At 47.0% G+C, this 14,695-nt stretch carries 11 protein-coding genes; 4 read left to right on the top strand and 7 right to left on the bottom strand.

Annotated features, from left to right (window positions below; all coding sequences use genetic code 11):
• Window positions 1-13 precede the first annotated feature (13 nt).
• Together QT998_RS19505 and QT998_RS19500 are read left to right on the top strand one after the other, a co-directional pair.
• Window positions 14-2,740: a valine--tRNA ligase gene (locus QT998_RS19505; protein WP_333117141.1), complete on the top strand. Its 2,727-nt coding sequence runs from the start codon at window positions 14-16 to the stop codon at window positions 2,738-2,740.
• Between the two features lie 312 nt (window positions 2,741-3,052).
• Window positions 3,053-3,523 carry a hypothetical protein gene (locus QT998_RS19500; protein WP_333092342.1) on the top strand — a complete coding sequence of 157 codons (471 nt, stop codon included), beginning with the start codon at window positions 3,053-3,055 and terminating at the stop codon, window positions 3,521-3,523.
• Between the two features lie 46 nt (window positions 3,524-3,569).
• Here QT998_RS19500 and crtB read toward each other — a convergent pair whose 3' ends face one another.
• From crtB to QT998_RS19465, 7 genes are all read right to left on the bottom strand, one after another.
• The gene (gene crtB, locus QT998_RS19495) at window positions 3,570-4,499 is read right to left on the bottom strand and encodes a 15-cis-phytoene synthase CrtB (protein WP_194065592.1); all 930 of its coding nucleotides are present in this window, start codon (window positions 4,497-4,499) and stop codon (window positions 3,570-3,572) included.
• A gap of 208 nt (window positions 4,500-4,707) precedes the next feature.
• Window positions 4,708-6,081 (bottom strand): 15-cis-phytoene desaturase, encoded by a 1,374-nt coding sequence (pds, locus tag QT998_RS19490; protein ID WP_333092341.1) that lies wholly within the window; start codon window positions 6,079-6,081, stop codon window positions 4,708-4,710.
• 250 nt (window positions 6,082-6,331) lie between these two features.
• Window positions 6,332-7,540 carry a hypothetical protein gene (locus QT998_RS19485; RefSeq protein ID WP_333117140.1) on the bottom strand — a complete coding sequence of 403 codons (1,209 nt, stop codon included), beginning with the start codon at window positions 7,538-7,540 and terminating at the stop codon, window positions 6,332-6,334.
• Window positions 7,541-7,728: 188 nt separating this feature from the next.
• Entirely contained in the window at window positions 7,729-8,814 is a 1,086-nt protein-coding gene (locus QT998_RS19480) for an SPFH domain-containing protein (RefSeq protein WP_333117139.1), read from the bottom strand.
• A gap of 150 nt (window positions 8,815-8,964) precedes the next feature.
• Window positions 8,965-9,087 (bottom strand): hypothetical protein, encoded by a 123-nt coding sequence (locus QT998_RS19475; RefSeq protein WP_333092337.1) that lies wholly within the window; start codon window positions 9,085-9,087, stop codon window positions 8,965-8,967.
• A gap of 168 nt (window positions 9,088-9,255) precedes the next feature.
• Window positions 9,256-9,432, bottom strand: a complete 177-nt coding sequence (locus QT998_RS19470) for a hypothetical protein (RefSeq protein WP_333117138.1) — start codon at window positions 9,430-9,432, stop codon at window positions 9,256-9,258.
• A gap of 178 nt (window positions 9,433-9,610) precedes the next feature.
• Window positions 9,611-10,861: an FAD-dependent oxidoreductase gene (locus tag QT998_RS19465; protein WP_333117136.1), complete on the bottom strand. Its 1,251-nt coding sequence runs from the start codon at window positions 10,859-10,861 to the stop codon at window positions 9,611-9,613.
• Between the two features lie 271 nt (window positions 10,862-11,132).
• Between QT998_RS19465 and dnaK the strand changes: the two genes are divergently transcribed.
• Window positions 11,133-13,253 (top strand): molecular chaperone DnaK, encoded by a 2,121-nt coding sequence (gene dnaK, locus QT998_RS19460; protein ID WP_333092333.1) that lies wholly within the window; start codon window positions 11,133-11,135, stop codon window positions 13,251-13,253.
• 124 nt (window positions 13,254-13,377) lie between these two features.
• Window positions 13,378-14,439, top strand: coding sequence for a J domain-containing protein (locus QT998_RS19455; protein ID WP_333117135.1), 1,062 nt, complete (start codon window positions 13,378-13,380; stop codon window positions 14,437-14,439).
• The last annotated feature ends 256 nt before the right edge of the window (window positions 14,440-14,695 follow it).

Here is a 14,695-nt window from a genome sequence, read left to right as displayed (position 1 = left end):
ATCTCAAGCCACCATGACCGCAAACCTACCCCCCCAATACGACCCCCAAGCCACCGAAGCCAAATGGCAAAAATACTGGGAAGACAACCAAACTTTCAAAGCTGACCCCGAAGCCGGCGGCGAACCTTACTGCGTCGTCATTCCGCCGCCCAACGTCACCGGCAGCCTCCACATGGGACACGCTTTTGAAGAGACGCTGATTGATGTCCTCGTCCGCTATCACCGCATGACTGGACGCAATACCCTGTGGTTGCCGGGAACGGATCATGCTAGCATCGCTGTTCAAACTATTCTCGAAAAACAACTCAAAGCAGAAGGCAAAACTCGCCACGATTTAGGACGAGAAAAATTCTTAGAACGGGCTTGGGAATGGAAAGCTGAGTCTGGCAATACTATTACTAATCAACTGCGTAGTTTGGGCGTGTCTGTCGATTGGTCGCGAGAACGCTTTACGATGGATGAAGGCTTATCCGCTGCGGTTTTAGAAGCCTTTGTTCGCCTCTACGATGAGGGGCTGATTTATCGCGGTAATTACTTGGTGAATTGGTGTCCGGCGAGTCAGTCTGCTGTGTCGGATTTGGAAGTTGACCAGCAGGAAGTTGAGGGGCATTTATGGCATTTCCGCTATCCTTTGACGGACGGTTCCGGTTATTTGGAGGTGGCGACGACTCGGCCGGAGACGATGTTGGGCGATACTGGGGTGGCTGTGAATCCACAGGACGATCGCTATAAGCATCTTATCGGTAAAACTGTCACTTTGCCCATTCTCGATCGCGAAATTCCAATTTTTGCCGATGAATTAGTTGACCCAACTTTCGGAACTGGCTGTGTCAAAGTGACTCCCGCCCACGATCCGAATGACTTCGAGATGGGCAAGCGCCACAATTTGCCGTTTATTAACATTATGAATAAGGACGGCACTTTAAATGAAAATGCCGGAGAGTTCCAGGGACAAGACCGATTTGTTGCCCGGAAAAATGTGGTGCAGCGCTTAGAAACTGACGGGGTTTTGGTTAAAATAGAAGATTATAAGCATACTGTTCCGTACAGCGAACGCGGCAAAGTTCCGGTCGAACCTTTGATATCTACACAATGGTTTGTGAAGATCGATCCTCTTTCTCAACGCGCTTTAGAAGCATTAGATCAAAGTAACTCACCAGTCTTTGTTCCTGACAGATGGACAAAGGTTTATCGCGATTGGTTAGTGAAGCTGAAGGATTGGTGTATCTCCCGGCAATTGTGGTGGGGACACCAAATCCCGGCTTGGTATGCTGTTAGCGAAACCCAGGGCGAAATTACTGATACGACACCTTTTATAGTTGCAAAAACTGAAGCTGAAGCTAAGGAAAAAGCTACTGCTAAATTTGGTAATGACGTGCAGTTAGCAAGAGATCCAGACGTATTGGATACTTGGTTTTCATCTGGGTTGTGGCCTTTCTCAACTTTGGGATGGCCGGACGAAACTAAAGATTTGGAGTTTTACTATCCGACAACTACTTTGGTAACAGGTTTTGATATCATCTTTTTCTGGGTTGCTAGAATGACGATGATGGCCGGACATTTTACTGAAAAGATGCCTTTTGATACTGTTTACATTCACGGTTTGGTGTTGGATGAAAAAGGTCATAAGATGTCTAAGAGTAAAAATAACGGTATTGACCCGCTGCTGTTAATTGGTAAGTACGGGACTGATGCTTTGCGCTACACTTTGGTTAAGGAAGTGGTAGGGGCCGGTCAAAATATTCGCATGGAGTACGATCGCAAAACTGATGAATCGAAATCAGTCGAGGCTTCCCGGAATTTCACAAATAAGCTGTGGAATGCGGCCCGGTTTGTGATGATGAATCTGGAAGGACAGACTCCGCAGCAGTTGGGAAGTCCGGCTGTAGAAGGCGGTAGTTTGGAATTGTGCGATCGCTGGATTCTTTCTCGCTATCATCAAGTTGTGCAACAAAGCCGCAATTCTTTGGAAACTTACGGCTTGGGAGAAGCGGCTAAGAATCTTTACGAGTTTATTTGGGGCGATTTTTGCGACTGGTATATTGAGTTAGTTAAGTCTCGCTTGCAGCAGGATGCTGAACCAAATTCTAAGAAAGTCGCGCAGCAAACTTTTGCTTTTGTGTTGGAAGGAATTCTGAAATTGCTGCATCCTTTTATGCCGCACATTACTGAGGAAATTTGGCACACTCTGACTCAAACAGGTGATAGTGAATGTTTGGCTTTGCAAGCTTATCCTGAAGCAGATATCTCGCTAATTGATGCTGATTTGGAACAGCAGTTTGAGTTGTTGTTCGGTACAATTCGCACTATTCGTAATTTGCGGGCAGATTCTGATATCAAACCCAGTGTGAAGGTGACGGCGATTTTGCAAAGCGAAAGCGAGAAGGAACGCCAAATTCTCTCGGATGGAAGCGTTTACATCAAAGATTTGGCTAAGGTGGAAAATCTGACTGTTACTGCTAGTTTGGATGGAGATTTGGGACAGACAATTGCTGGGGTTGTCGGTACTGTACAAGTATTGATTCCTCTGGCTGGGGTGGTGGATTTGGTGGCTTTGCGCGGTAAATTAGAGAAGAAGTTGAGCAAGGTGGAAGCTGAAATTAAGCATACTGCGGCGCGTTTGACTAATCAGAAGTTTGTGGATAAGGCTACTCCTGATGTGGTTCAGGGGGCGCGGGATGCTTTGGCTGAAGCCGAAAAACAGGCGGAAATTTTGCGCGATCGGCTAAAGTTGTTTTAATAGTTAACGGTTGATTGTTGACAGTTGAAAGTTGACAGCTAAGTTGAGGCGCATCTAAATTCTACAGTCAAGGTAGTATCAGTCTTCTATCTGAGTCCCCATCCTCTCGATCCCCCCTAACCCCCCCTAAAAAAGGGGGGGACAAGAGCGCTCAAAGTCAACCCCTACTCCCCTTCTTAAGGGGGATTTAGCGGGATCGAGTCTCGGCCACAAGCGAGATATATAAATAACAAATAACAAATAACCAATAACAAACAACAAACAACAAATAACCAATAACAAATAACCAATAACAAATAACCAATAACCCCTATGCTATATTTAGCCCAAGTACAAAAAAAGGATATTTTAGGTGAAATAAGTCTGCAATTACTGGTCTGTCAAAATGCTGATGAGACTTGGGCTATTCTTCCCGAACAAACTGTCTTGATAGTGCCGCCAAATTGTAATCAAAATGTGTTAAATGAAGGAATGCTAGTATTAGCAGATATTGGCGAAAATCGCCACATTTTGCAGGTTCAAACAGCTACAAACTGGGTGCTAGAATTAGTTGAAAAGTATTTAACCACAGGCTTTACTCCCGATTTTTGGCAGCAAGAAGCCCAGAAAGCAGAAGAGTGCCGCCAATCTCTCACTTTGCAAAGTCAAGAATTGTCTCGGAGATCGATCGAACTTGAAGCCCGCCGCGAACAAATTCAAAATTTAGAAGCCAAACTCCAGCAGGAAAAAGAATTGCTGGAAAGCAAAAATCAGCCCTCCGAAGAGAATTTTGATGCGCCATAACAAAGTCCGCCGGCGCGGACTGATATCGAAGCAATATTGCCGGAGGCTAAAGCACTTTTGACTTTATCCAAGCGGCGGGGAGACACAGCAATTTCTGAGAATTGCTGACATAAGCCCGCTTCTGGAAAACATCGTACTGATTCCGTTCGATCGCATTTAAGATTCTGCTGTACAACATCGTAGCAGCCCACACTGTCCAGCGGATATCGGGACTCAAAACTTTGATTCCGGGCTCGGCGCTGGCGTATAATTTGCGAGCTCGCTGGATTTGAAACTTCATCAACTCCCGCCAGCGGTTGTCAATCACACCGTTGAATAAATCTTCTTCGGTGTAGTTAAACAGCGCTAAGTCTTCTAAGGGCAGGTAAATGCGGCCGCGACGGGCGTCTTCTCCGACATCGCGCAGAATGTTAGTTAACTGCTTGGCTATACCGAGGGCGATTGCTTCTTCCTTGGGAATTTTATTTCCCCAGTGCCAATTCCAGTTGGCAGCCCGGTTCGATTCGTCTACACCCATTACAGACATCGACATCAGCCCGACAGTACCCGCTACTCGATAACAGTAAAGATTGAGCTCTTCAAAAGTTTCGTAGCGGCTGCGGTACAAGTCCATTTGCTGGCCCGCAATCATCTCTCTAAACGGCTGAATGTCGATCGGGAAACGAGACAAGGTATCCACCAAAGCCACGTCGTAATCGTCGTGGGGATGGCCGGCAAACAATGATTCTAGGCGTTTTTCCCACAGATTTAGAGTTTCAGGGGTTGTGGCCTCAGAACCTGGCCCGTCTACGAGTTCGTCGGTGCGGCGGCACCAAACGTAAATCGCCCAGATAGCCCGACGCTTGGCTTCGGGCATGAGTTGAGTGCCTAAATAAAAATTTTTGGCATAACTCGCTGTGACTTGGCGGCACAATTCGTAGGATTCTTCCAAAGAAGCCAGAGTTCTCATGCACTGGAGTTTTGACAGTTGCAGCATCCGAGAATAAGAAATTTAAAGATTAGAACTGACATTCCCCCGTTGAGACAACGGGAGATTCTTTTACGTCTTTAGGAATGACGCATCCGAACCGAGAAACCTGGTTTTTGAACCGAGATTGAGGGTTTTCAGCAAATATTTTGGCTAAAAACCCGGTTTCACGTCGCCCGCGCGCAAATCCCAGTATTTATGAAAAATTCTTAATTTTTCATTTGTTATTGGCCGTTGAAATAGCCTGCGCTGTCAGCTTACCAGAAAGCACAGCACCTTCCATACTCGCAAGATAACGCTGCATTGTATAATCCCCCGTTAGATAGAAATTGCTAATGGGAGTGGTTTGGGTGGGACGGCACTCTTGACGGCCGGGAGTGGCTTTGTAGACGGAACGTGGGGTTTTGACTACGTGATATTTGAGCAGTTTGGCGGGTTCTGGGATTTGGTCGGGAAAGAGTTTTTCTAACTCGACCATTGTGGCTGCGACGATATCTTCGTCAGATTTGCCTATCCAGTCTTTGGCCGGTGCGAGTACCAGTTCCAGCATGGATTTGTCTGGGTTGGCATATTCGCGGCAGGTGTTGCTCATGTCGGCGTAGACGCTCAGCAAGGGCGATCGCGAGAACAGCAAGTGGTCGATATCTGTTAACTTGCGATCGAACCACAAGTGTACATTAATCACCGGTACACCCTCCAAACCTTCGAGCTTTTTGAAATAACCCATTTCGGCCCAAGGTTTCGGCATCATCAACTTCAGCGGGTCAACCGGCATCGCCGAAACGTAAATATCAGCCGTCAGAACTTCTGACTCTGCCCCCTTGACACCCCGAATCTGGAAACCGCGCACCGTGTTGTCATCATTAAGCAAAAACTCCCCGATGGGTGCATTCAGCCGGACTTCGCCACCGCGCTCAGTTATGTAGTCTACCATCGGCTGACACAACCTCTCCGTAGGGGAACCGTCTAAAAAAGCCATTTTCGAGCCTTTTGTCTCTTGCAAGAAGCGGTTGAGGGCTGTCAGCAGAATGGTTGCAGATATTTCGTGGGGGTCGATAAAATTCAGCGCCTTGGACATGGCGATGAATACTTCTTTTTCGACTCTGGGGGGGACGTTTTGCTTTTTGAGCCACTCGGAAAAGGAGTATTTGTCCATTTCTTCAACGTATTTCTGGCCCTGAAGTATCGCCGGAACCAAACCGATGCCGAAACTGATTTTTTCGGCCCAGGTGAGCATATCGTTGTTTCTGAGGATGGCCACAAGGCCGTTGAAGGGAGCCGGAATATTCGGAAAGTCAAAGCGCGAATAGGTTCCGGGTGTTTCCGGCTGATTGAAAATCATCGAGTGCTCTTTCCATTGCAGCCGGTCTTCGATGTCTAGTTCTTTGAATAGTTGGAGCATATTTGGGTATGCACCGAAAAATATGTGGAGGCCGGTTTCGTACCAGTCGCCGTCTGCATCTTTCCAAGCGGCTACTTTGCCGCCGAGTACGTCCCGACTTTCTAGGAGGATGGGGGTGTGACCCGCATCGGTGAGATATTTTGCACAGGATAACCCTGCTAGGCCGGCTCCGGCGATCGCAACTCGCATTTAATACTACTGCCCTCTGTTCGCTTCGCCTTAATTATACGTTACAAGTCGTTACATTTTCTAGGCCGCGCCACCACAACTCAGAAACCTGGTTTTTCCGACAATCTTGGGCTTTCATCGAAAAAATTGGCAAAAAACCCGGTTTCTAGGCCGCGCCACTACAACTCAAAAACCTTGTTTTTCCGACAATCTTGGGCTTTTATCGAAAAAATTGCCAAAATACCCGGTTTCTAGGCCGCGCCACCACAACTCAAAAACCTGGTTTTTCCGACAATCTTGCGCGATCGCCCACAAAGGAAGTTGGTTGGTATTCGTCGGGATCGGGTAGGCCGGGAATAGGGAGATATCTCCAATTACCACTAAACAATAGGTACATCGCACCCGCAAACACGATACCGCTAACAACAGCACCAGCAATTTTCCAAGCACTGTAGGGACGTTCGCCTTGAACTTCGGCGGTGCGAGCATTAACTATTACTTGATATTGCTTGTTTTGATAGCGATAGGCGCACATCCACACTGGTAGCAAAATATGCTTAAAAGTGATAGCATTGTAATCTGTAGAAATGCTGTGAACCCGCTGCTCGTCGCCGCCGATATGTATACAAACATCCCAGTGAATAGTACCCGCCATGATATTTTTAGCAGAGTCAAATCCTAGAGAGAGAGAAACTTGCGATCGCTGTGCTTCAAATCCAGCTAAATAAGATGAATTGTAAGGGCGCAATGACTCCTTGAGATGCCAAGGTTCCAGTGCATCCAGACGCGGGCGATCGACTGAAGTTGTCGCCGGAATCAAAATATCATCAAAAGTGCGATCGACTCTGCCAGAAGCAGGCCACCACCTGGTATGTTGGACTTCACGAGTTTTAGTTTCAGTTTCACCGTTAGCATTAGTTTCTGTATAACTCTCAGTCACGTAGTAATGCTCTCCGCGATCGCCCTTATAGTAACTCACCGTATAACAGTCGTAAGTCCAAAACGGCAAATAAACCCCTTGAATTTTCTCCGGTTGCGCCATAGATTTCAAAGCAGAAGGAGCAAACCAGCGCTTGCTGAGCCACTTCTGAATGCTTTCTCTGGCTTGTTTATCAGTAACTTCAAAGGGTATAATTCCCTCTGGTTGCACCCTAGGGCTGGCTTTTACAGGTTGCGTCACAATTGGAGAAGCACAAAACGGGCATCTACCCGCTACTTTCGGCGGTTCAAAAGTAATACTTGCTCCGCAATTATTGCATTTTACTTCCAGGGCTGTTGTGGATAAAGTTGTCAGCGCCGTGCGATCGTTTTTTAGATATTGTTCGTAGGAATTCTCCTTTACTTCTTCCGCAGTTTGGGGAATTGCATCTTCCCAGCCGCAGTAAGCACATTTTAGCTTTCCTGCTTGGGGGTTGAACTCTAAATAAGCGCCGCAGCTAGGACAGGGAAAACGTTTAACAGCAGGTTCAGAAGTATTCATAATAGTTTATTGGTGATATATAGCATTTCTCAGAAAGATGAGGTGTCACTGGGTATATGGCAAACAGGTCATTGGCCAAACAGGTCATTGGGCATACCTCACGACGCGATCGAACCGCTATAACTGGTAATTGGCAATCGGTAATCGGGAAAACCTACCAATTGCCAATTAACTAAAGATCCAAAATTTTAGGCTGCTGCGGTTGGGGGCGGGGGCGGTACTGTTGCCAACAAAGAGGCTAATTCCGGCACTTGCGATGCTAATTTCCAGCCATCAAAACCCGCCCGCCAAACTATTACCTGATGTGTCAAACCATTTTGCAGAAGTTGATGCAATTCAAAGGGCCCTAATTGTTGACCGTTGGGGGCAATGTACCACTGAGTTTGTGTTATTGGCGGTGGCGGCGGTGTTTGCGATGCTGGTGACTGCATCATATTTGTCATTTGCTGACCCATTGCCATTCCCATGCCCAATTCTAATGCTTGATTGCCGCCGCTGGGGTTATTTGCTGATGCTTCTATAGCGTTAGCAGCTTGATATTGGGTATATTGCTGCATATTTCCCAGAAGTCCGATCGAGGCTCGTTTGTCGAGTGCTGCTTCCACTTCAGGCGGCATCGAGATATTTTCAATTAATATCTGAGTTAATTCTAACCCGAACTGCTGGATATTTGGCTGTAGGGCAATGCATATTTGTTCGCCCATTTGCGTGTAGTTGGCTGCAAAGTCTAGCAAGGGAACGCGGGAATTGCCAACCCAATTGGCAAAGGAGCTGACTATTGTATTGCGGAGTTGTTCGCTAATTTCATCTACTTGAAATAGTCCGTCTGTGCTGATTAATTGCTTTAAAAGTTGTTCGGGATGGGAAACTTTAATGTTGTATGTGCCAAAAGCCCGCATTCGCACTGGGCCGAGTTCTGGATCGCGGATAATTACAGGGTTAGCGGTTCCCCATTTCAGGTTGGTAAATATCTTGGTGTTAAAAAAGTAAACTTCTGCTTTGAAGGGAGAGTTGAAACCGTAGGGCCAACCTTTTAAAGTGCTGAGAATGGGTAAGTTGCGGGTGTACAGTTCGTGCATTCCAGGATCGAAGACATCGGCAACTTTGCCTTCGCTGACAAAGACTGCTATTTGTCCTGGTCGTACAGTTAGTTTAGCACCTTGTTTGATTTCGTTTTGGTGGCGCTCGAATCGATAGGCAATGGTATCGTTGGTGTTGTCTAACCATTGGATGATATCGATAAATTCGCCGCGAATTTTGTCAAAGAGTCCCATATATTTGTTTTGAGCTTTTGTTAAATTTTAACTTCAATAGGAGCGATCGATGTTCCCGATCGCCATTGTAAAGTTTTTAGGTGCGATCGGCGCGCTCTGATGGGGGCGATCGCCCTTCACTCCCTCAATCCCTCTCAGCAATGGTTTCCCTCACAATTCGGGTTCAATGAAAATTACAATAACTTCCAAATCAGTATCTTTGATACCAACGGGGATTTGCAAATGCAGCATCCCGTCTGCACCGACGCGCGATCGCGCTTTAATACTTTGCATAACTGAGAGTTCCTTCAGTTTGTACGGAAATTTAATCTTCTAATCACCTCAATAGACTGGCATTGCATAAATGACCGGATCTATCGGTCAACCGCAGATGTCAAGCAGATAAATACAAATAAACGCAGATGTATTTCAAGATTTTTTCCGAATTAATGCAATACAAGTCTAATCTTCATCCCGCTTATTTTTAACTGTTTCACAATCTAACCAACAGGTGCGATCGCGATTTCCACCAGCAGCTTTTAACTCCTTGAATGCTTGCTTGGCAATTTGCAAATCTTCTAAAGTCTCTAACCATTCGATGAGTGCTTGCCAAGTTTCGATATAGCGGTTCTCAAGCATGGTGAGGTATGCCTGCGGAGGCCTATGCCCTATGCCGGATAGTACCTCAGATGAGAGCTTGAAAGGCTATATCTAAGACACTAAGTTGTTTCTCTTTTAGATATCAAAACTCAACTGACTGCAATACTTCTAATCCGGCCATTCAGGCTACCTCTATATTTAAGATTGGTGTATCTCATTACTCTTGCACGCGAACCCGAGTGGCACCAAAAGCAATTAATTGCGCTGCTATATTGCGGACAATTGGCAACTGCAACAAAGGTGGAGGTGTAAACTGTCTATTAGTATCCAAAGCTCCCTTAATAATTTGGTCTTGCATCAAGGACTGAAATCCTTGAATGATGCGCGTCGGCCATTCTCGCTGTCGCTGCACCTCTGCTAAATCCCACAGGTGCAAGTGATGGTTTTTCAGGGGTGTACTCAGTACATTGGCCGCGACGACAGCATCTTGAATCGCATAGTTAATTCCCACGCCACCTATGGGCGACATGACATGGGCCGCATCCCCAATTAAGAGCAAGCCGGGACGATACCAGCGGGGAAGGCGGCTCGATTCTACTGACAGAAATGAAACTTGCGACCAATCTTTGATTTGCTGGACTCTATCTGCAAATTCTGGTGCTAATTTAGCCACTGACTTTTGCCAATTTTCTATGCCTAAATCGCGTAATTTCTGATAACTGCCTTTGAGAATTACATAACCTAGTTGCCAGTAATCCAAGCGGTCAATAACCACTAATAAATGACCTCCTGCAGCTCGCCCTCCCACACCGGAATCTTTGACATCGTGGGGACTGCGCGGCAAACGGAACCACAGAACATCCATCGGCGGGGAAGTTTTAATCGGTTCAAAACCTGCTAATTGGCGCAGGCGGGAAAAGCGACCGTCGGCTGCAACTGTCAGGGGCGATCGCACTGCATGATATCCCCCATGTTCCCGATATCGAATTCCGCACACTATTTCATTTTCTATAATTACTTCTTGTACGTTAGCTCCCATTACTAGCTGAAAATTGGGGTAGCGCTGCGCTTCGGCGGTGATGAATTCGAGAAACTTGACTTGGGGAAGAATTGTAATGTAAGGGTACTTGGTTTTGAGACTGCTCAAATCTACGAGGGCGGCAGTATTTTCACCTGCTTGGATGGTGAGGCGACGCATTTTGGTATGGGGCAGTTCCAGTAATTTGTCGGCTATTCCCAATTGATCCATAATTTCCATTACTGACGGATGCAGGGTATCGCCGCGAAATTCTCGATCGAAATCTTTGTGTTTTTCTAGCAGGATCACCGGAATGTTTTGCCGCGCTAAAAGCAGTGCTAAAACAGCGCCAGCGGGCCCGCCTCCTACTATGCAGCAGCTTGTTTCCTGCGAGTCAATGACAGAATGAGTTGTAGTGAATTCTGAATTCTCAACCGAGTTGACAGCCATATTTTTCGGCTCCCGCTTGATGAATAAGTTTGCTAATTACTTACATTGTATGGCTTTGCTAGAGAATGGGAGTTATATCCTGTGCGATCGTTTGTAGTGCGGATTTCAGTCCGCCGGCTGTTACGGACTCAAGTCCCTACTACGAACCATTTCAGCCACGAGTGAGAGAACCGCCCGCAGCCCCGTGGCTCGACAAGGTACAATAAATGCGATCGTACTTAACGCTTATATTTAAAAAGCTACACACAACGCCACAGGAGACAACGGACGTATGGGAAAAGTAGTTGGCATTGACCTCGGAACGACAAACTCAGTAGTAGCCGTCATGGAAGGCGGCAAACCGGTTGTGATTGCCAACGCAGAAGGGATGCGGACAACTCCTTCGGTGGTTGGTTTCACAAAAGAAGGAGAACGCCTTGTCGGACAGATGGCCAGACGCCAAACTGTTCTCAACCCGCAAAACACCTTTTACGCTGTCAAACGGTACATCGGACGCAAATATACCGAACTGACTCCAGAAGCAAAGCGCGTCCCTTACACAACTCGCCGCGACGACAACGGAAACATCAAAATCAAATGCCCTCGCCTGAAAAAAGATTTTGCCCCAGAGGAAATTGCGGCGATGGTGTTGCGGAAGTTGGCCGACGAAGCCAGCCGCTATCTCGGACAAGAAGTCACGGGGGCTGTAATCACTGTTCCCGCTTATTTCAACGACTCCCAGCGACAGGCGACGCGGGATGCTGGCAGAATTGCCGGACTTGATGTGAAGCGGATTTTAAATGAACCGACGGCGGCTTCTTTGGCCTACGGTTTGGAAAGAAGAGAAAGTCAAACAATCTTAGTTTTTGATTTGGGCGGCGGTACTTTTGATGTATCTATCTTAGACGTGGGAGACGGAGTATTTGAAGTCAAAGCAACTAGCGGCGATACTCAATTGGGCGGCAATGATTTTGACCAGAAAATTGTTGATTGGTTGGCCGAACAATTTTTAGAAAAAGAAGGCGTGGATTTGCGAAAAAACCGCCAAGCTTTGCAGCGGTTGATCGAAGCGGCGGAAAAAGCTAAGATTGAGCTTTCGGGAGTCGGGATTACCGAGATTAATTTGCCGTTTATCGATGCGAATGAAGATGGGCCTTTGCATTTGGAAACGCGACTGACTCGCGGTCAATTTGAAGGGCTGTGCAGCGATTTGGTGCAGCGGATGCGCCGTCCGGTGAAACAAGCTTTGGCTGATGCAAATTTGAATCCTTCTCGGATTGATGAAATTGTGTTGGTCGGCGGTTCGACTCGGATTCCTTTGGTGCAGGAAATTGTTCGCAGTTTGATCGATCGCGAACCGAATCAAAATGTGAATCCCGATGAGGTTGTGGCGGTGGGTGCGGCAATTCAGGCGGGAATTTTGGCGGGGGATGTCCGCGATGTGCTGCTGTTGGACGTAACGCCGCTTTCTCTGGGTTTGGAAACTATCGGCGGGGTGATGAAAAAACTGATTCCTCGGAATACTACTATTCCTGTTAGGCGATCGGACGTTTTTTCCACTGCCGAAAACAACCAAACTGTGGTAGAAGTTCACATCATCCAAGGGGAACGGGAATTAGGTAGAGATAATAAGTCTTTGGGACGGTTCAAACTAAGTGGAATTCCGCCGGCACCGCGAGGGATTCCGCAGGTACAAGTAGCTTTTGATATTGATGCTAACGGGATGCTGTTGGTGACTGCTTTGGACAAAACTACCGGCAGGGAACAAAGCATTACTGTGCAAGGTGCTTCGACGCTTTCTCAGCAGGAAGTGAATCAAATGATTCGCGATGCGGAACAGTTTGCTCAAGCTGATAAGTTGCAGCGGGAAAAAGTCGAAAAACGCAATCGCGCTGAGGCTTTGGCTTATCAAGCTGAGCGGCAGTTGCGAGAGGTGGCGCTCGATCGCGGAATGCAGTTTGCTCAAAGAAGCCGCCAGCGAATTGAAACGTTAATTCGGGAGTTGCGAGACAGTTTGGAACGCAACGACGAACGGGGAGTTGACCAAGTTGGTTCGGATTTGCAAGATGCTCTTTACGATTTGAACCGCGAAGTTGCAGCGTTTGCGATGGATGACGATGATGATGATTTCTTTGAGTCTGTGAAGCGCACTTTTACGGGCGACGGTACTAAGCGCCGCAGCGATGACAGCAGCTATTATACCAATGCTAAGCCGTACAGGCGATCGACTGTCGATCCAATTCCCGATCGCCCCTACGATCGCGATCGCTCCTACGATCGCTCCTACGATCGCCCTGACGATCGCGATCGTTCATACGATCGTCAGGGCGATCGTAGAACCAGCACCAATCGCCCCACTCGCCCCTATCAAAATCAAAGCGACGACTGGGATGATGATGACGATTGGCTGTAATTAGTGGTTAGTCATTAGTCCCCAGTCATTAGTCCCTAGTTTGAAGCGGGGAAGCAGGATGACTAATGACTAATGACTAATAATTAATAACTAATGACTAATAACTAATGACTGATGACTAACTATGCAAAATTTTCGTAATTACTATCAAATACTCGGAGTTCCCAGAGACGCTACGGCTGATGAGATCAAAAAAGCCTATCGCCGACTGGCGAGACAGTTACACCCAGACGTGAATCCGGGTGACAAATTTGCTGAAGATAACTTTAAGGATATTAATGAAGCTTACGATATTCTTTCCGACATCGAAAAGCGAGCTCAATACGATCAGTTTAGTAAATTCTGGAAACAAAAAGGATTTCAAGGGAAACAAGGCGTAAAACTTCCCAACTTCAAAACTTGGGGAAATAACAAAGCTAGCCGCCAAAAACCAGCCGAAGATATCGATTTTAGCGATTACTCGGATTTTAATAAATTTCTCGATCAAGTGCTTGGAAGGCGACGGGAAGTGAGGATGGCGACGGCGAATGATACACCGCGAGTTCCCGCCTCGGAACCCTGGAGTACGGCTTCTAAGAAAACAAGTTATGTTGCTAATTATCGGGAAGATAGAAGGGATTTTGACGATCGCGAAATGCGACGCGAAACTAGAGAAATAGAAGATCGCGAAATCAGAAGAGACATCGAGGCCAGGCTGACTCTGCCTTTGGAAAGAGCTTATTCCGGCGGTACCGAGCGCATTCGTTTGGATGACGGGCGGTGGATCGAGGTAAATATGCCTGGGGCGATGGTATCGGGCCAGCAAATTCGCCTGCGAAATCAAGGTATTGGCGGCGGCGATTTGTACTTGAAAATCACAGTTTCTCCCCATCCTTTTTTTAGCTTGGAAATGTCGGATATTTGCTGCCAATTGCTGCTGACACCCTGCGAAGCGGTGCTTGGTGGAGATGTGGAAGTGCCGACGCTGGATGGCCCTGTGAAGATGAAACTACCGCCGGGAGTAACGTCTGGAAAGCGGTTGCGGATGGCAAATAAAGGCTATCCGACTGGAAATGGCGATCGGGGCGATCAGCTAGTAGAAATTCAGGTGTTAATTCCCAAGGAAATTAGTGAAGAGGAACGGGAATTATACGAAAAATTGCGGCAGATTGAAACTTTTAAACCGCGTCAAGATTTGTCGGTTTAATTCTGTAGTGCGCGCAATGCGTACCTTAAAAATGACAATGGCTCGTTACCAGGCTCTGCCTGGTAATGCTTCTGGGGCGAGGAAGAGCCTCTGTTGACCTCGCTGCTTAGGGAAACAGAGGAGTGTGCGAGATGTTTAATTTATTTAATTTTTGTTCCTTGTACCATTTTTCTAAAGATGTGCTATGGATGAAGTCTTAGCCCCCCCGAACTCGCGGGGGGGGTTGGGGGGTAATATCTAGCGCTACTCGATCAAA

It is taken from the genome of Microcoleus sp. S1D4 (assembly GCF_036700765.1).
Classification (GTDB): Bacteria; Cyanobacteriota; Cyanobacteriia; order Cyanobacteriales; family Microcoleaceae; genus Microcoleus.
The sequence above is the reverse complement of the archived record's forward strand: the minus strand, read 5'-3'. Positions and strand labels throughout refer to the sequence as shown.